Genomic DNA, 17,447 nt, shown 5'->3' on the forward strand with positions numbered 1-17,447 from the left:
TAATATTTCAGACATATTTAGAGTGTGTAAATGTGTGTATTTTTAGGTGTGTAATGTGTAAATTATACACGAACCCGCCCTTCTATGGTTCAATTGCAATACAGCTTCTACCATCCATACAGACAATGAACGAGGAGCAAGTAAAATTGAGCACTTGGAAAACTTAAGTAACAAAACTTGAAAGTCACTAAAAACGAAAAGCCCTGTCTCATATGAGACAGGGCTTTTCTACTAACATTTTTACTTAATAGCTAACTACTTAGCTTATTTTTCAATCCAGTTACCTTCAGCGTCAGCATATAATTCAGCTGTTTCGCCATCTTCTTTAGCAACTTCTAATTTATATTCAGCTTCTTCGTTCATGTAAGCTTTAGAGATAGTTGCTCCTGGGTGAGCAGCTTCTAGAGCTTCAGAGATAGCAGCAGGAACTTCTTCCGCAGCTATTTCAGCATATGCATCTTGAGACTCAACAACCTCAGTTGCTACTTCTTCTACTACTGTTTCTTCTTCTTGAGCAAAAGCAGTCATTGTACCTAAAGACAATACTGCAGCAAACATTAAATTTTTCATTTTGTGTGTGTTTAAATTATTGATTTGTTTTGATACTGCTTAGTATAGAGAGAAAATAATGCCAAGAGTGTTTTTTACACCTAAACAGACCACAAACACCTAAATATCAATATTATACAATAAAAATACATTTAGAACACAATGTATACACATGTGTAAAACACAAAAAAAGTGTGTAAAAATTACACACTTTTTGAGTAAACAATTATTTGAGTTACCAGTAAGACAACCTATTTTACCTGATGGGCAGGTCTTAATAAGTCGTTTACAGTTTTAACCGGGTTGAAAGTAGAAGAAGGTACTTCTACAAATATGGTATTCCAAAAAGCCATGGCACCATTCCACAATCCAGGAAGCTCCAATGCCTTCAACTCCCTACCTTCTTTAGTTTTACCGGTAATGAAACCTTGTTTTACATCTACAAAATTCATTAAGTTATACTTTTGACCTTTGTAGTTTTTAACAGCACACACTAAATCAACAGGATTAAAGTGAGTTGAATTCTTAAGAATACCGGCCTGTTGGTCATTCTCCATATCTATTTGAGCCGATTCTATTATCTGAAGCGATATATTACCCTTTCTATCATTGATCCAAAACGGACCTCCGCCAGGTTCTCCCTCATTCTTAACCATACCACAGATACGTATAGGCCTATTGATTTTATCCTTTAAAACCTCTATTTGTTCACCTATGCTAAAACCAGAAAAACTATCTGAAAAACGAACATTAAGATCGTTCTCTAAAAAGCTCTTGATTTCATCTAACTGCTGTGCAGTTAGATTTCCACTATCCAAACGCTTTGCAAAGTCAAACGCTTTTTCTTGAACCGTTATAAGCACCCCGGCCAGTACCTTTTTACTATCTGCAACCTCACCTGCAAATTTTGGTACGGTAACATTGTCTATATTCTTTATGAAAATGATATCCGCCTCTTGCTCGTTCAAGTTTTCTATAAGTGCACCATGACCACCTGGTCTGAACAGAACAGAACCATCGCCATTTCTAAATGGCTCATTTTGCATATCTACAGCTATGGTATCCGTAGATGTTTTTTGATTGGAATACGTTACTTTGAAAGAAGTATTGGTTGCTGAGGAAACACGCTCTTTTACGGTATTGAATTCCGTATTGAACATATCGCCATGCTGCTCACTTATCGTAAAATGCAACTCTGCCGTATCGCCAGTTTTGGCATAAACCGCCGCTTCTTTTAAATGCTCCTCAAAAGGAGTAGCGGTATGATCTCCGTAATTATGAAACGGCAAAAGACCTTTAGGGTAAAAACCATAGTTCAGGGCATCTTCTGACATCATTTGCTTTACAAATAAATATACTTCTTCATCCTTGGACGAAGTTTTACCCGCAATACGTTGTTTTACCAAATCATAAAAGGCAAAGTTGGTCATCCCCTCGGAAAAAGCTTTTAAGGCTTTGTCATTTGTACGCTCAAAATAACTGTCTAACGTTTCTTTTGATGGATCATACGCATCCAAAAAATTAAACAACGCCTTAAACATACGCGATGCTGCTCCGGATGCAGGTACAAACTTTAATAAAGATAAGTTACTCTGCGAGGCATCAAATTTTTGTATCAGTTCCTTCTCTTGGGCCTGGGTAAACTTAGAAAGACCTTCACCAACGGTAACGGCTTTTTCCAACTGCACAAACGGAATACCTTCTTTAAAGGTTTCTATTTGGTCGTGTACCTTTTTTTCTGAAATTCCCTTTTTAGCCAATAAAGCCAAATCATTTTCTGTTAGTGTCATCTAATCTTTTATTCAATAATTTATCTATGTGTTCTACAGCGGTTTCTAGGCGCTCCTTTCTATCGCCCTTCAATATAATGAAATTACGATTATATTTTTCCAAGGTTTCTTTAAAGTAGAGGAACATGCGCTCCCGCTCATTGGGCTTATCCCTTAAATCATCGCCCACCCAAGGCACATCTATATAGGTAAGCAAATACAAATCATAATGATTATTTAATGCATGCTTCTCCAAAACCGGATCGCAATACCCAAGATAATAAGCTTCTGAATATACTTTGGTCTCCAGCAAATCTGTATCGCAAATGAGCAGGTCCGAAGCCTTTTTGGAGAGTTCGTTCTCTAACTTCATCTGTCCCTCGGCAATAGGTAAAAGATCTTTAGGCTCGCAGGTCTTTCGTTCATTGTTCCACTTGTTCTGCAGATACTCTCTTGCGTATTCTGCCACCCAAACGGTATTATAGTGCCTTGCCAACTGATCGGAAAGTGTGGTTTTTCCGGTAGATTCCGGACCGAACAATACTACTTTAACAATGTCTGAGGGCTCTTGTTCAAACTTTTTTTCCATGCGAGATAACCGTAAACTGCAATAATTGTAAACAAGAAATATTGCAGAGAAGTAAATATAAGGCCTTTGTACCAATAAAGGGGAACGCTAATGACATCCCCAATAATCCAATACACCCAATTTTCTATTTTTTTCTTGGCCATAAGCCACATTCCCACAAAGAAAATTGCAGTAGTACAGGTGTCCACATAGGCCGTCCAGTTATTGAATTTATCAAAAAACAGATAAATCAGACACACAAAAATTATAGTACCCACGAACAGCAAAACAGACCATTGTTTCTCCTTTTTAGAGGTACGTGTAATGGGAATAAAATGGGTGTCATCAACTTTTCTTGTCCATACATACCACCCGAATACGCTCATACTAAAATAGTAAGCGTTTATAAGCATATCTCCTAAAAGTCCAAAAACCAGTAGAATATAGACAAAGATGGCCGTGCTTATAATTCCGGTAGGAAAAACCAGAATATTCTCTTTCTTTGAGAACCAGACACTAAGAAAACCAAAGATTACCCCAATAATTTCTAGCACTACCAAGTGTAGAGGCGTGCCTCCGTACTGGGCAAAAATCCAATCAAAAATGGGGTTCATACGAGCTTCGGTCAGATTTTACTACTTTCATAAACAACAGACCTTTATCCATTAATTCAAAAGCTTCTTTTATATCATTTTTTAAAACATCCATTACCTGATCATATTCCCCGTAAACTTGGGTGCTCAACGGATTTTCCAAAACCATAAGACCGGAAGCGCGGAGTTTTTTGATGAAATTTATAATGTGCTTTTCAAAATCGTCTTGAAGAGGAGAAAAAGTAAGCTCTACAGATATGTTCATTTTCTAGGATTATTATAAGGGGTACTATTAACGTGATCTTTAGTTCTCGTACTATTGATTTCAACTCTTTATTGCATAAACACAAGTGAACCCTTCAAACTCCATAAAACGTATTTGATAGTGGGATAAATCTCCGTGATATAAAATTTCGGCAGTGGTAGCGGCACTGTCAAAAGTAAAGTCCGATACATCTATATGATGTATAAAACTAAGGCCTTGTTGTGCATATATCTTGTAAAGTGCTTCTTTACTCCCCCAAACTATGGTAAGCTTCCGTATTAGGGCATCTGTATTGGCAATGGTACGGTACTCTTCAATAGGAGTAAATTTATGGGCAATACGCAGTATTTTTTCGCGCTGCATTTCAATATCAATACCTACTTCGTTCTTACTACTTATAATGATACCCGTAAAATGGTTTGAATGGGTAATGCTTATCTTATTACCATCATTTAAATGGGGTTTACCAAATTCATCATAAAAAAGGTCCTTATCAACATAACCGGCCTCAGCCATTAAATGCCTGATACTTAAAAACCCTCTACGATGTAGTTCGGATTTCATACCATCCATTCGGTTTTGACAATGCGGGGTCAGGTCTATACCCTTAGAAAGCTCCTGTTCTGTTTCGGTAACCTTCCAGATGTACACCTTAGTGTCCTTATTTACCTTTACTATCTTATAAAGAGGCATATGGTTCTATACGTTTTTCTTAACTTTGCAACCACAAATAGCTGTTTAGCTAATATAACGAAAGTAAAAAATAAAAAAGAATATGGATACCAAAACTGTTTCTTATGTGCCTTATAAGGTAAAAGATATTTCTTTGGCGGACTGGGGAAGAAAGGAAATTGAACTTGCAGAAGCCGAAATGCCAGGACTTATGGCCTTACGTGAAGAGTACGGAGAAGAGCAACCTTTAAAAGGTTCCCGAATTGCCGGATGTCTTCACATGACCATCCAAACCGCTGTGCTTATTGAAACTTTGGTAGCCTTGGGTGCCGATGTTACTTGGAGCTCTTGTAATATATTCTCTACTCAGGACCATGCTGCCGCTGCCATTGCCGCTGCCGGTATTCCAGTATACGCTTGGAAAGGTATGACCGAAGAGGAGTTTAACTGGTGTATTGAACAAACTTTGTTCTTTGGTGAAGAGCGCCAGCCCCTAAACATGATTTTAGATGATGGTGGCGACCTTACCAATATGGTGCTGGATGATTATCCAGAATTGGCAGGAGCCATTAAAGGTCTTTCCGAGGAAACCACTACTGGAGTTCACCGTTTGTACGAACGTGTCAAAAAGGGAACTTTACCTATGCCGGCCATTAACGTAAATGATTCGGTTACTAAATCAAAATTTGACAATAAATACGGATGTCGTGAAAGTGCCGTAGATGCTATCCGCCGTGCTACTGATACCATGCTTGCAGGTAAAAAAGTTGTAGTTGCCGGTTATGGAGATGTTGGTAAAGGTACTGCTGCTTCTTTTAGAGGTGCCGGATCAATTGTGACCGTTACTGAAATTGATCCTATATGTGCGCTTCAAGCCTGTATGGACGGTTTTGAGGTTAAAAAATTGGAAACTGTAGTAGGTACCGCAGATGTTGTTATTACCACAACAGGTAATAAAGACATCATTCGCCCAGAGCACTTTGAGGCTATGAAAGACAAGGTTATTGTTTGTAACATTGGCCATTTCGATAATGAAATCGATATGACCTGGTTGAACAAAACTCATGGAGCTACCAAGGATACCATAAAACCTCAAGTAGATAAATACACTATTGATGGCAAGGATATTATTGTATTGGCCGAAGGTCGTTTGGTAAACCTAGGTTGCGCTACAGGGCACCCAAGCTTTGTAATGAGTAACTCGTTCACGAACCAAACTTTGGCACAGATAGAGCTTTGGAACAACAGCGCTAATTACAAAAACGAGGTATATATGCTACCTAAACACTTAGATGAAAAGGTAGCTGCTTTACACCTGTCTCGTTTAGGTGCCGAGCTTACGGAACTTAATCCGGAACAAGCCGAATATATTGGCGTAACGGTTGAAGGTCCATTTAAGCCTGAGTATTACAGATACTAGAATATTGTAGTCAAGACATAATTTTTATTTAGAATTGAAACCCCTTACAGAAGTGTAAGGGGTTTTTGTTTTTTCCATTAAATCAGGAGACACTATTTCGTCAAAATTCAACTGACATGTAAACACAAAAAAACCCTCTCCAAAAACTTGGAAAGGGTTTTTATACGATAAAAGAAATACTTCTTAAGCCTCAAACGGCTCTATGGAAACATAAGATTTTCCACCAGCTTTCTTTTCAAACTTTACTAGTCCGTCTACACGGGCATGCAATGTATGGTCTTTACCGGCATACACATTCTCACCTGGATTGTGTCTTGTACCACGTTGTCTAACGATGATATTTCCGGCAATAGCGGCTTGGCCACCAAAAATCTTAACGCCCAAGCGTTTCGATTCTGATTCCCTACCGTTTTTAGAACTACCTACACCTTTTTTGTGTGCCATGATATTAGGTTTTTAAAAGTGCTTCCGTTAGAAAACTTCAGGTTGCACAATATTGATTATACTTTAAGGGGTTAGCAATTATGCTTTACCACCATCTAATTCGTCTTGCCATTTCTTCAACTCATCCCACTTACCTTCAGCAGCTAATTTAGCTTGTGCAGGCCATGTGTCAGTTACGTGGTTACCACGTACATCTGCGATGATTTCAGAAATCTTAGCTGCATCTGTCTTTGCCAACTCGGCAAAGGTAGAAATTCCTGCAGCGATTAAAGTCTCGGCAATTTTTGGACCGATTCCTTCAACTTTTTTCAAGTCGTCCGCTTTTCCGGATTTCTTAGGAGCGGCAGCTTTTGGTGCAGCTTCCTTTTTAGCAGGCTTCTCCTCTTTCTTAGGAGCAGCAGCTTTCTTACCACCTTTCGCAACGATGCTCTCGATTACGATTTCGGTCAAAGCTTGACGGTGACCGTTCTTAACACGGTACCCTTTACGTCTTTTCTTCTTAAAAACGATTACTTTGTCACCTCTTAGGTGTTTAACGACTTTTGCCTCAACAGTGGCTCCGTCTATAGCCGGGGCGCCTACAGTAATGTTCGTTCCGTCCGCTAAAAGAAGTACATTGTCAAAAGTTACCTTTTTACCTTCTTCAGTTTGTAAACGGTGAACATACACTTTTTGGTCTTTCGCAACTTTAAATTGCTGCCCTGCCATCTCTACGATTGCGTACATAATTGTGTATATATTAGTTTATTGTTTCCGCCCATTTTTTCAATAAGCGGATGCAAATATACGTCTAAATCGTTAACCCACAAGTGTTTTTTATATATTTTACCCTCATTTTTTTGGGTCCAAAGCCCAAAAATAAAGCCGCAAAATAAAATTGCAGCTTTTACATTATTTCAATCAACCTCTTTATCAGGGATGATTGACCAATTTTCTCTTAAGATTACGACTTGTTTTAAAGAGTTGCATAAACGATAAAGTCAACACCAAAGATGTAGCAAACCCCATTATAGCAACGGTAAAGAATACTATTCCTTCAAAACTTTTGTAATCATTGAACCAGGCAGTAGACAGTTGTTCCAAAAACATACCGTTTAGTTCCGTACTGTAGAAGGCGAAAAATATGGTGAATACCAATGTAGCTACAAAACCGGTTACCAAACCAGCGGTAAACCCCTTTCCATAGTCAAAACTATCCGGGTTTTTCAATTTAAAATACTTGATTGCTTCATAAATTCCAAAGCCTGTAATGACACCATTAAAAAGGCTAAAGAAAATATTAGTGTGCAAATTAAACAATGAGAGTATCAAAAAATAAGCAATCAAGCAACCGCTCGTAGCGATTCCAAATCTAATGGGTTGAGCAAATTGTTTCATTTTTACAATATTTTGAAGTTCAATTCTTTAAGGTAATAATTATTTTAAAACGATGCTATAAAAAGGTGTTAATTAAAAGCGATAGAGTTAACTTTTCTTACAAAAACAGATATATTCGTGTAACAATACCAGTTGGTCAACTACTAACAAAATATCTAAACACTACACAATGAAAAACAAACTATTTACTGGAGGCTTTCTTCTTATGGCTGGGCTCTGCCTTCAGGCCCAAGAAGTAACTTATCAAGAATACGAACTCAATAATGGACTTCATGTAATTCTTCACCAAGACAATACGGCGCCTATAGTCACAACCTCGGTTATGTACCATGTGGGCGGAAAGGACCGTACCGAAGGGCGTACCGGTTTTGCCCATTTTTTTGAACATTTGCTTTTTGAGGGCACCAAGAACATAGAGCGCGGCAAATGGTTTGAAATCGTTTCTTCCAACGGAGGCAAAAACAATGCGAACACTTCCCAAGACCGCACCTATTATTACGAGGTGTTCCCTTCCAATAATCTAAAATTAGGGCTTTGGCTAGAATCCGAGCGCATGTTGCACCCCGTTATTGACCAAAAAGGTATTGACACACAACAAGAAGTAGTCAAGGAAGAAAAAAGGCTTCGATATGACAACAGGCCCTACGGCCAACTCATTCCCGTTGTAGGTAAAAATCTGTTCAATAAGCACCCTTACAAAGACCCTAATATTGGCTATATGAAGGATTTGGACGCCGCAACCCTAGATGATGTTGTTGCGTATAACCATAAATACTACGTACCTAACAATGCGGTATTGGTAGTTGCCGGTGACATTGATATAGCCGACACCAAAAAAATGGTGGAAGACTATTTTGGCTCCATACCAAAAGGTGAGGAAATAACACGTAACTATCCCAAAGAAGACCCAATTCTTAAAGAGGTTAGAACCAAGGCCTATGACCCCAACATACAGATTCCGGCCTCTGTTATTTCATATAGAACCCCAGGTTTTAAAGAAAGAGACGCCTATGTTCTGGATATGATATCCACTTATTTGAGTGATGGTCGTAGTTCCAAGTTATACAAGAAAATTGTAGACGACCAAAAACAGGCACTGCAAGTTGGTGCTTTTAACGTAGGGCAGGAAGACTACGGCATGTACTTGGTATATGCGCTTCCCGTAGGAGAAACCAGTCTTGAGACCCTAAATACGGAAATGGAGGAGGAAATTGCAAAAGTTAGGGATAGCCTAATTTCAGAAAAAGACCATCAAAAACTACTGAACAAGTTCGAGAACCAATTCGTAAACTCAAATTCTAGCGTAGAAGGCATAGCAAATTCATTGGCGCGTAACTATTTGTTGTATGGCGATACAGAGCTTATCAATAAAGAAATAGACATTTTTAGGTCCATTACCCGCGAAGAGATCATGGAAGTAGCGAACAAGTACCTAAGACCCGAACAACGGGTAATTATAGATTATCTTCCTGAAGAATCACAATCCAATTAAAAACTATGCATAGCGGGATCAAAGAAACCGCCGTTCCATTTTTATTATTTCGCCAAAAGAAAAAACACTATTCATGAAAAATATATTTACAACCCTATTCCTTCTTGCCTTTGTCCTCGTTGGACAGGCTCAGATAGACCGTAGCCAAATGCCGGAAGCAGGTCCGGCTCCGGAGATAAACCTGAAAGACCCACAAACTTTTGAACTCAGAAACGGATTAAAGGTCCTAGTAGTAGAAAACAATAAACTCCCACGGGTTTCCATTCAACTAAGTATAGACAACCCTCCTGTTCTAGAAGGAACCAAGGCAGGTGTTTCCGTATTAACGGGCAGTTTGTTGGGCAAAGGTTCTAAAAACATCAAAAAAGACGACTTTAACGAGGAGGTGGATTTTCTGGGAGCACGTATTAATTTTGGTTCCCAAAGTGCATTTGCCAGCTCGCTTTCCAAATATTTTCCTAGAGTATTGGAGCTTATGGCAGATGCCGGTTTAAACCCAAACTTTACTCAAGATGAATTTGATAAGGAAAAACAGAAAATTATAACCGGCCTAAAATCCGAAGAAAAAAGTGTTTCCGCTATATCGGGTAGGGTTGGTTTGGCTCTGGCCTACACTAAAAAACACCCTTATGGAGAGTTCATGACCGAAGAAAGCGTTAACAAAGTAACCCTTACGGACGTTATTCAATTTTACGAAGACTACTTTGTTCCTGCCAATGCCTATTTGGTAATTGTGGGAGATATAAAGTTTGATGAAGTAAAAACTTTGGTAGAGGAACAATTTACACCTTGGACCAAAGCGGTACCGCCTTCTTTTGGTTTCTCTAAACCTGCGGACGCCCAATACACACAAATCAATTTTGTAGACGTTCCCAATGCCGTTCAATCTGAAATTACGGTAGAGAATTTGGTAAGCCTACAGAAAAAAGACCCGGATTTCCTATCTGCACTAATGGCCAATGAAATCTTGGGCGGTGGCGGAGAAGGACGTTTGTTCCTAAATCTACGTGAAGACAAGGCCTATACTTACGGTTCATACTCCCGTTTGGGCAATGACAAATATGTACCTGCTCGTTTTAGGGCTACTGCCAGTGTCCGTAATGCCGTAACGGATAGTTCCGTTGTTGAAATTTTAAAGGAAATTGAACGCATTCGTACCGAACCGGTTACCAAGGAAGAACTAGAAAATACAAAAGCTAAATACACTGGCCGTTTTGTAATGGCATTGGAAGACCCTTCTACCATTGCAGATTATGCCTTGGATATTGAAACCGAAGGCCTGCCCAAAGATTTTTACAAGACTTATCTTGAGAGAATAAATGCGATTACTATAGAAGACGTACAGCAAGCGGCAGAGAAATACTTAAAACCGAACAACATTCGTATTGTTGTAGCAGGTAAGGGCAGTGAAATACTTGAAAATTTAGAGAATGTAACGTTCAAGGGCAAAAAGGTTCCGGTCAAATATTTTGACAAGTATGCCAATGCTACCGAAAAACCGGACTACAACGCTAGTCTGCCGGCAGATGTTACCGCGCAAACAGTTCTGAACAACTATATTAAAGCAATAGGAGGAAAAGAAAAACTGGCCGGAGTTGAGTCCTATTTTCTTTTGGCCGAAGCGGAAATGCAAGGCATGAAACTGAACCTTGAAGTTAAAAAAACGGCAAAAGACCAGTTTATGCAAGATGTAAAAGTTGCCGGCAACTCCATGAGCAAACAAGTATTTAATGGAGACAAAGGCTATATGGTGATGCAAGGACAGCGAAAAGATATGGGTCCAGAAGAAATTGTAAAAGTAAAGGATGAAGCCGCTCCTTTTCCTGAATTGAATTACCTATACAGCGATATTTCTTTAGAGGGTGTGGAAAGTATTGATGGCAAAAAAGCCTATAAACTTAAAATATCTGCAGAAAAAACGGTCTTCTACGATATGGAAAGCGGACTTAAAGTTCAAGAAACCACAACAGCCGAAATGGGTGGCCAAACTATGACCAGTACCATAAACTACATGGATTACAAAGAGGTTTCCGGTATACAGTTCCCGTTTATCATGGCACAGACCGTAGGACCTCAACGTTTTGAATTTATCGTTTCGGAAATAAAAGTGAACGAAGGAGTTTCTGAAACCGATTTTGAGTAAGAACGATAGGTAAACAGAACTCTTTATACGGCCAAAGCAATGGGGAATTCACTCTATTCTTTGGCCGTATTTATTAAAGAGATGGTTGCTTTGAAACTACCCAACTGCATCCAAGTTTTATAAATAAAATGGCTAGTGAAGTAAAACCATAGGTCTTAATCCCCGTCGTTATCATTAAAGGTAACCACAATACTGGCAGCGCTGGAATAATCATTTTTCAACAAAGCGATGATTTCTGTAACTGCATCCCTTAATTCTACAATTGCATCAGGGTTATCTTTTGCAAGAATCTCTAGACTTGATTGAGTCTCTCTGAACAAAGTAAGGGCCTCATCAAACTTAGCAAGTATTAAGTCGTTTAAATCCGGCCGGTCCAATACTTCTACTAAATAGTCTTCCATTCCAAAACCTTCTGCTTCAAAATTACCGGTATAGGTCTCTTTTAGAGCTTCCAAGTTTACAAGAATAGCCTCTCTTGAAGTTTCACTATAAAAAGCCTCCAACCCCATTTCCGGACTATTAGGGTTGTTGATTATCTGTTCAAGCTTTCTTAGTTTAATGGTCTCTAGTTCTGCTATAACCGCGTTTACCGCCAAATTCTGACTCCCGTTTACACCGCTTTCAAGCCTAGTTTTAAAAGAAGTTTCCGTTGCCGTCCATAATTCCTGCAAGCTCATGGCGCTACCGTTCAAGCTTTCGGCCAAAGCGACCAAATAATCCAAACGGCTCTCGCCATTTTCTTCGGAACTCATTTCACTTAGAATTTCCGTTTCAGAAGCATGAAAAAGTAAATATTCCATGGCACCATACCCCTTTGAAGAAGCCCCCAAACTAGCAATATAGGCTTCATCAATACTGGTTTCGCCAGCAATATTTTCCTCAATGACCTCAACGTTCACAGGCCACTCATGAATTTGCGAATGCACAAAAGAATTCCTGACTACACCTATGTTATAAATTTCTCCTTGTTCCCAAAACATAAACGCTTGCGACCAACTGTTTTTTAAGTCTACCAACGATGTTTCCGTAGGCAGCTCCCTAAAAGCCTTGGCTGCCTCCATGAGCGTTTCCGTTAGGGCTATATGTGACCCCTGAAACGGCTCTATTTGAGCATCGTACAAATTCTCGATCTGCAACCTACGTCCTTCTTCAACACTGGTCATTTTCTCTTCAGCCTGATTATCATCGGACCCACAGGATATGTTCAGGGCAAAGGCGCCACAAAATAGACTTATATATACTATTACCTTCGGATATTTCATCTTATCAACTAGATTATAAGGTTTCAATAAATTTTATAATTTTCGCACGGTCATCTTTGTCTAGGTCCATAAAATTATTCTTTATGGTTTCCGCTTCTCCACCGTGCCACAATATGGCTTCTTCAATATTTCTAGCACGCCCATCATGAAGTAAATTTGTATGGTCATTAACGGTTTTGATCAGCCCAATACCCCAAAGCGGCGGCGTTCTCCACTCATTACCAGTAGCCTTAAATTCAGGTGCATTATCCGAAAGGGCGTCCCCCATATCATGCAAAAGCAAATCCGTATACGGTCTAATGGTTTGATTGGATAGCGCATTAATATTGGAAGTGCCTGTCTGAAAAGTAGTGATATGGCAGCCCGAACATTTAATGGAATTAAACAGTTCTTTGCCCTGGAGTACTTCTTCATTATCAAAATCACGTCTTGCCGGCACGGATAGCGTAGCAGAGTAAAAAACCACATTGTCTAAATTATCATCTGGAATTTCAGGACTGCCCCCGTTGGCAATTTTATCACAATTTAGAGTCTCATTGCAGTTTTCGTCCGGGAAAAGCGAAGAAGTAATACCCAAATCCCCCGAAAATGCGGCGGCCACTTGTTGTTTTACAGTAGGCTGATTGGCTTTCCACCCAAACCGCCCCAATTTTAAGCTGGCAGACTCCACATCATAAACGTAGTTGGCACGTCCGGAAATACCATCTCCATCAGCATCGCTTTCATCTTCATAACTCAGCAGAACCGATTCGGGAATAGCATCTAACAGCCCAAGACCTATCATTTGATTGGCTACTCTGGGCGACACCTGAACCGCGGAGTTCATGGCGCCGTAGTTTAAATTAACCATTTCATAAATGGGTTTTTGTAAATCTACGGAGCTTCCGTCAGGATAGGTTATCCCTACCGTTTCGTATGTTACTTTGAGCACACCTTCCTTATCTACGCCCAGAATGCTATTATCCTGAAATTGTCCTCCGTAGATAGGGTCGGGAATGGTTCCTCCATTGGCGCCTGTTCCCGGTAAAGTTAAACGCAACAACAGGCCATGGGCCAATTCACCTTCAAAAACGGGAGGACGCCCCCTACCATCTTTAAAATGGCAACCGGAGCAAGAACGTGCATTAAAAAAAGGACCTAAACCATCGCGGGCCGTTGTAGATGCCGGAGCCGTAACCCAATTCTGATTGAATAGAGAATTACCCACCCCAAATGTAATCTGCTCATCCAAGGACAAACCATCTACCGAAAAGCCAAAAGCATCGGGAGAAAATATAAAAGAAGTTGCGTTGCCGCCAGAGCGTTCTTCGCCCTCTTCTGGGACCAAGGGAACATAATCATCTGCTGTATTACAGGAAGCCGCCAATAAGAGCAACAGACCCAACATTGCCCTAAACTTGAACCGATCAATTTTAATTTTATAGTTTGATGGTTTCATAATTAACTTAAAACATGAAACAGGGCCGCAGTAAAGCAACCCTGTTTTTCAATATTATAAAAAGCGATTTCTAGTCGATTTCCAATGCTTGTTTTGCCTCTAAGAGCTTGTTTCCAAAATCAGTAAGCGCTACCACTGCAGCTTGCACTTTTGCTCCTTCAGCACCTGTGTTGCCTTGAGCAATGGCAAAGTCAAAAGGAATGGCCGTTCCATTCACGGCAGTTTCAGCGGCAGCAAGTAATGTATCTAGTTCCGAAGCTAAATAGGCATCGGCCTCTTTAATCAAATCAGCTAATGAAACTCCACTTACAGTGCTGTAAGACCCAGTGTATACATTTTTTATCCCTTCAAAATTCAATCTAATATCACGGTGTGTATTATCGCTAAAGCAAGAATGTTCATCTTCTTGGTCTTGATTTTTTAGAGCAACAGCCATACGCTCAACGGCCAATTCGCTACTTGATAATTCTGCAATACTGCCCAGAATATTGTTCAACGCCTCTTTTTCGGATAAAGCCAAAAATTCAGTTCTATAACTTGTTGACCAAGCATCTATAACTGCCTGAAGGTCATCTACCAAAAGTTCTGCGGTAAGTTGCAAATAAGCTCTTCTCCTATCTTGATTGGCTGCCGTACCCCCATCAACATAATCAGTATACGGTCTTTGCCCGTTTAATTTTTCATATGGATCCGTATTATCTTGACCCCAAAGCAGAAACTCAATGGCATGATACCCTACGGATACATTTTCTTCAGTATCACCTTCACCGTTTTTAACCACTAAATTCTCTTTGGTAATCTCAAAAGTGGCATTATCATCATTAATAAGGCCCGCATTGGCATCTCCTTCAACATAATCTACATACGCCTCATCCATAGGCCACGAGTTCAACAAACCCTCTAAATCTTCCGTATCTCCAGAATCTATAGGACCATTTGCAAAACGGAAAGCTTCTGTAGTCCCGTAAGACTCTCTGGATGCCAACCATGCGGTTTTAGCAGCTTCAAAATTAGTTTCAGTAGGATCGGCCACAAATGTATCTATTGCCGTTTGCAATGCCTGGGCGTCTGCCAGAGCATCGGCATAATTGGCCTGTACGATATCTGCATAGTTTTCAATTGCCTCAGCGCGCACTAAAAGCTCTCCCTTATCAACATCTGGAGTACTATTATCATCACTTGAACAAGCGGATAACACTAAGGCCAAAGCACTCATTGCGTATAATCTTGAAATTGGTCTTTTCATATGATTCTTATTTAGACTGTTTTAAAATAAAGCGCAAATATATTTTTTCGATTTAGAACCGACAACCTTTATTTAGATTAAATCGAAATAATTTTATGAAACGTATCAGGATTTTACTCAAGAACACAGGTAAGATTCAAATGTAGAGAAGAGTAGAAAAGTCTTATTTTTTTCTGTTGACCATCCAGACACCCAACAAAATCACAACCCCACCTATCAATTGATAGGCGTTAAGTGATTCTCCGTCAAGAACCGCCCAAAAGATGGCCACTAAGGGAATGGTGTACGTTACCGAGGCTGCAAAAACCGGACTTGATAACTTTATAAGTTTGTTGAAGAAAATATTAGCAATAGAAGTACCAATAATAGCCAATGCAAGAAGATACCATAAAGAAGATTGCATTTCTACATTGCCAGAAACCTCGTTAAAAAACCCTGAATAAAAGACTAGGGCCAATGCTGGAAGAAACGCTATTGCGAAACTAGAAGTTGTAACCGCCAACGGTCTTAAGTGAGACAAATGTTTCTTTATAATATTAATATTAAGCGCATAACCTAGAGCGGAAAGCAGTACAAATATGGCGTACCAATAATTTTGATCGGGATTAAAATCCATTCCCGCAACAATTAACGCCACCGTACCCGCCAAACCCATGAACACCCCGGCCACCTGCCTTTTGGTAATAATTGCCCCAAAAAGAAGCACTCCTACAATGGTAGTTAACAGCGGCACAACCGAATTAAATATAGACGTCACGCCACTATCAATCTGGGTCTGTGCCAAAGCGAACAAAAAAGGCGGAAAAAAAGAACTTAACAAACCTGCCCATGTTATCCATTTCCAATCTTTAAGACTTAAAGTACGAACAGTTCTAAAACCGAACAAAAACAATACTAATGAAGCAAATACAATTCGTAAGCCTCCCAATTGCATTGGCGTTAGACCTACCAAAGCCTTTTTAATAAGTATAAACGAGGAGCCCCACACTAAAGATAGTAGAACTAAATAAAGCCATTTTTTACTGTAATCGTTCAAATTTCCTTGGGGTTGAATAGCGTCTAAAACAAAGAAGTAAAGATGCGGCTTTTTTTAGAAAACACAACGCGTACTTGTATATCAAAACACCCAAACAATCACAAATTTCAACTATCACATAATTTTGATTTCCGTCTGCTATTTTAACCGTTGCAGGAGTATTATATTTGCAAAAAACTAATGATGAAAAAAATAGCCCTATTTGTAGCATTTGCATTTACCTTGCTAACCTTTTCCTGCAATTCAAAAAAAGAAACTACCCAGATGAAAAGCGTTATGGCCATACATGACGAAGTAATGCCGGAAATAAGTAAAATGGGGAAACTTGTTGGTGAACTGAGCAGCAAGGAAGACAGCACGGAGGTTGGCCTAAAATATAAGGAAGCCCGAAAAGAACTGCAGGCCGCGCACAAAAGTATGATGGATTGGATGCAAAACTTTGGCTCACGTTTTACCGCAGATGAGATTCTTAACGGCAAAGAACTGTCCAAAGAAAAGCAAATCTGGTTAAATGAAGAGGAAGAAAAAGTGAAGGACTTACGCGATCAAATAAACGGAAGCATCCAAAATGCCGAAGAATTATTGAAAAAATAAACATTGCATTGCGTAGTATACCGAAAAAACAATGCGTTAGCAGATAAATAAAACCTCTAGCCCTGCGTAACCCGTATTTTTACCAAGCACAGAATTTCTAAAGTCCTATTGCTATGAAAAACTTGTTTTTAACCGTTGCTACAATTTTTGTTTTGGGTACAGCTGCTATTAATGCACAAACCACCACTACCCCGCCTACAAAAATGGAAGAGGTCATGAAATCCCATGATGTGGTAATGGATAAAATGCCTTTAGTTTCCAAACTAATCAACAAGCTGCAGACCAAAGCAAACGCCTCGTATAAAAAATCAAAATACGAGAACGCCATCGCAGATTTAAAAAATGCGAACGAGTCTATGATGGTTTGGATGGAGAACTTTGGAAAACGTTTTGATGCAGATGAAATGCTAAAAGGCAAGACGCTCTCTCCTAAAAAACAAGAATGGTTGTTAGAAGAAGAGAAAAAGGTAAGCCAATTAGATGAAGAAATAGACTTAAGCCTTGCTCAAGCACAAGCCGTTTTGAACAACTAGAATGCTCCAACCAAATTTTCAACGGCCACATCAACTAGACCCTGAA

At 39.5% G+C, this 17,447-nt stretch carries 18 protein-coding genes; 5 read left to right on the forward strand and 13 right to left on the reverse strand.

The features are described 5' to 3' along the window. Positions 1-264: 264 nt before the first annotated feature. The 6 genes from KO513_RS09190 to KO513_RS09215 form a co-directional block, all read right to left on the reverse strand. The gene (locus KO513_RS09190) at positions 265-570 is read right to left on the reverse strand and encodes a hypothetical protein (RefSeq protein ID WP_215435913.1); all 306 of its coding nucleotides are present in this window, start codon (positions 568-570) and stop codon (positions 265-267) included. Between the two features lie 230 nt (positions 571-800). Continuing rightward, the gene (locus KO513_RS09195; RefSeq protein WP_215913139.1) at positions 801-2,339 is read right to left on the reverse strand and encodes a DUF4301 family protein; all 1,539 of its coding nucleotides are present in this window, start codon (positions 2,337-2,339) and stop codon (positions 801-803) included. Then, positions 2,320-2,907, reverse strand: coding sequence for an AAA family ATPase (locus KO513_RS09200; protein ID WP_215913140.1), 588 nt, complete (start codon positions 2,905-2,907; stop codon positions 2,320-2,322). The genes KO513_RS09195 and KO513_RS09200 overlap by 20 nt, the downstream gene beginning before the upstream one ends. Next, complete coding sequence (pnuC, locus tag KO513_RS09205; protein ID WP_215913141.1) at positions 2,862-3,500, reverse strand: nicotinamide riboside transporter PnuC; 639 nt, start codon at positions 3,498-3,500, stop codon at positions 2,862-2,864. Before pnuC ends, KO513_RS09200 begins: the two co-directional genes overlap by 46 nt. Beyond that, positions 3,484-3,744, reverse strand: a complete 261-nt coding sequence (locus tag KO513_RS09210; protein ID WP_215435918.1) for a thiamine-binding protein — start codon at positions 3,742-3,744, stop codon at positions 3,484-3,486. The genes pnuC and KO513_RS09210 overlap by 17 nt, the downstream gene beginning before the upstream one ends. Before the next feature lie 60 nt (positions 3,745-3,804). After that, on the reverse strand, positions 3,805-4,437 hold the full coding sequence (locus KO513_RS09215) for a 4'-phosphopantetheinyl transferase family protein (protein ID WP_215913142.1): 633 nt from the start codon (positions 4,435-4,437) through the stop codon (positions 3,805-3,807). 82 nt (positions 4,438-4,519) lie between these two features. On the opposite strand from KO513_RS09215, the gene ahcY reads away from it, so the two are divergent. Next, positions 4,520-5,836, forward strand: a complete 1,317-nt coding sequence (ahcY, locus tag KO513_RS09220; RefSeq protein WP_215435924.1) for an adenosylhomocysteinase — start codon at positions 4,520-4,522, stop codon at positions 5,834-5,836. A 183-nt stretch (positions 5,837-6,019) separates the two neighbouring features. Here the strand turns inward: ahcY and rpmA are convergent, their stop codons facing one another. The 3 genes from rpmA to KO513_RS09235 form a co-directional block, all read right to left on the reverse strand. Continuing rightward, the gene (gene rpmA, locus KO513_RS09225) at positions 6,020-6,280 is read right to left on the reverse strand and encodes a 50S ribosomal protein L27 (protein WP_013992723.1); all 261 of its coding nucleotides are present in this window, start codon (positions 6,278-6,280) and stop codon (positions 6,020-6,022) included. Positions 6,281-6,358: 78 nt separating this feature from the next. Beyond that, the gene (rplU, locus tag KO513_RS09230) at positions 6,359-7,006 is read right to left on the reverse strand and encodes a 50S ribosomal protein L21 (protein WP_215435927.1); all 648 of its coding nucleotides are present in this window, start codon (positions 7,004-7,006) and stop codon (positions 6,359-6,361) included. Positions 7,007-7,192: 186 nt separating this feature from the next. Further along, positions 7,193-7,657 carry a DUF4199 domain-containing protein gene (locus tag KO513_RS09235; protein ID WP_215435929.1) on the reverse strand — a complete coding sequence of 155 codons (465 nt, stop codon included), beginning with the start codon at positions 7,655-7,657 and terminating at the stop codon, positions 7,193-7,195. Between the two features lie 169 nt (positions 7,658-7,826). On the opposite strand from KO513_RS09235, the gene KO513_RS09240 reads away from it, so the two are divergent. Both KO513_RS09240 and KO513_RS09245 read left to right on the forward strand, forming a co-directional pair. After that, positions 7,827-9,149 carry a M16 family metallopeptidase gene (locus tag KO513_RS09240; protein ID WP_215913143.1) on the forward strand — a complete coding sequence of 441 codons (1,323 nt, stop codon included), beginning with the start codon at positions 7,827-7,829 and terminating at the stop codon, positions 9,147-9,149. Positions 9,150-9,222: 73 nt separating this feature from the next. Beyond that, entirely contained in the window at positions 9,223-11,292 is a 2,070-nt protein-coding gene (locus tag KO513_RS09245) for a M16 family metallopeptidase (protein ID WP_215913144.1), read from the forward strand. Positions 11,293-11,447: 155 nt separating this feature from the next. On the opposite strand, the gene KO513_RS09250 is transcribed toward KO513_RS09245, so the two are convergent. From KO513_RS09250 to KO513_RS09265, 4 genes are all read right to left on the reverse strand, one after another. Continuing rightward, a complete protein-coding gene (locus KO513_RS09250; RefSeq protein ID WP_215913145.1) occupies positions 11,448-12,554 on the reverse strand; it encodes an imelysin family protein in 1,107 nt (368 codons plus the stop codon). A gap of 13 nt (positions 12,555-12,567) precedes the next feature. Further along, a complete protein-coding gene (locus KO513_RS09255; RefSeq protein ID WP_252735725.1) occupies positions 12,568-13,992 on the reverse strand; it encodes a di-heme oxidoreductase family protein in 1,425 nt (474 codons plus the stop codon). Positions 13,993-14,062: 70 nt separating this feature from the next. Continuing rightward, the gene (locus tag KO513_RS09260; RefSeq protein WP_215913146.1) at positions 14,063-15,238 is read right to left on the reverse strand and encodes an imelysin family protein; all 1,176 of its coding nucleotides are present in this window, start codon (positions 15,236-15,238) and stop codon (positions 14,063-14,065) included. A gap of 163 nt (positions 15,239-15,401) precedes the next feature. Beyond that, on the reverse strand, positions 15,402-16,274 hold the full coding sequence (locus tag KO513_RS09265) for a DMT family transporter (RefSeq protein ID WP_215913147.1): 873 nt from the start codon (positions 16,272-16,274) through the stop codon (positions 15,402-15,404). Positions 16,275-16,454: 180 nt separating this feature from the next. Between KO513_RS09265 and KO513_RS09270 the strand changes: the two genes are divergently transcribed. After that, a complete protein-coding gene (locus tag KO513_RS09270) occupies positions 16,455-16,868 on the forward strand; it encodes a hypothetical protein (RefSeq protein WP_252735727.1) in 414 nt (137 codons plus the stop codon). A 113-nt stretch (positions 16,869-16,981) separates the two neighbouring features. Continuing rightward, positions 16,982-17,401, forward strand: a complete 420-nt coding sequence (locus KO513_RS09275) for a hypothetical protein (RefSeq protein WP_215435943.1) — start codon at positions 16,982-16,984, stop codon at positions 17,399-17,401. Positions 17,402-17,447: the final 46 nt, after the last annotated feature.

The sequence above is a fragment of the Zobellia sp. B3R18 genome, assembly GCF_018860715.1.
Lineage (GTDB): Bacteria > Bacteroidota > Bacteroidia > Flavobacteriales > Flavobacteriaceae > Zobellia > Zobellia russellii.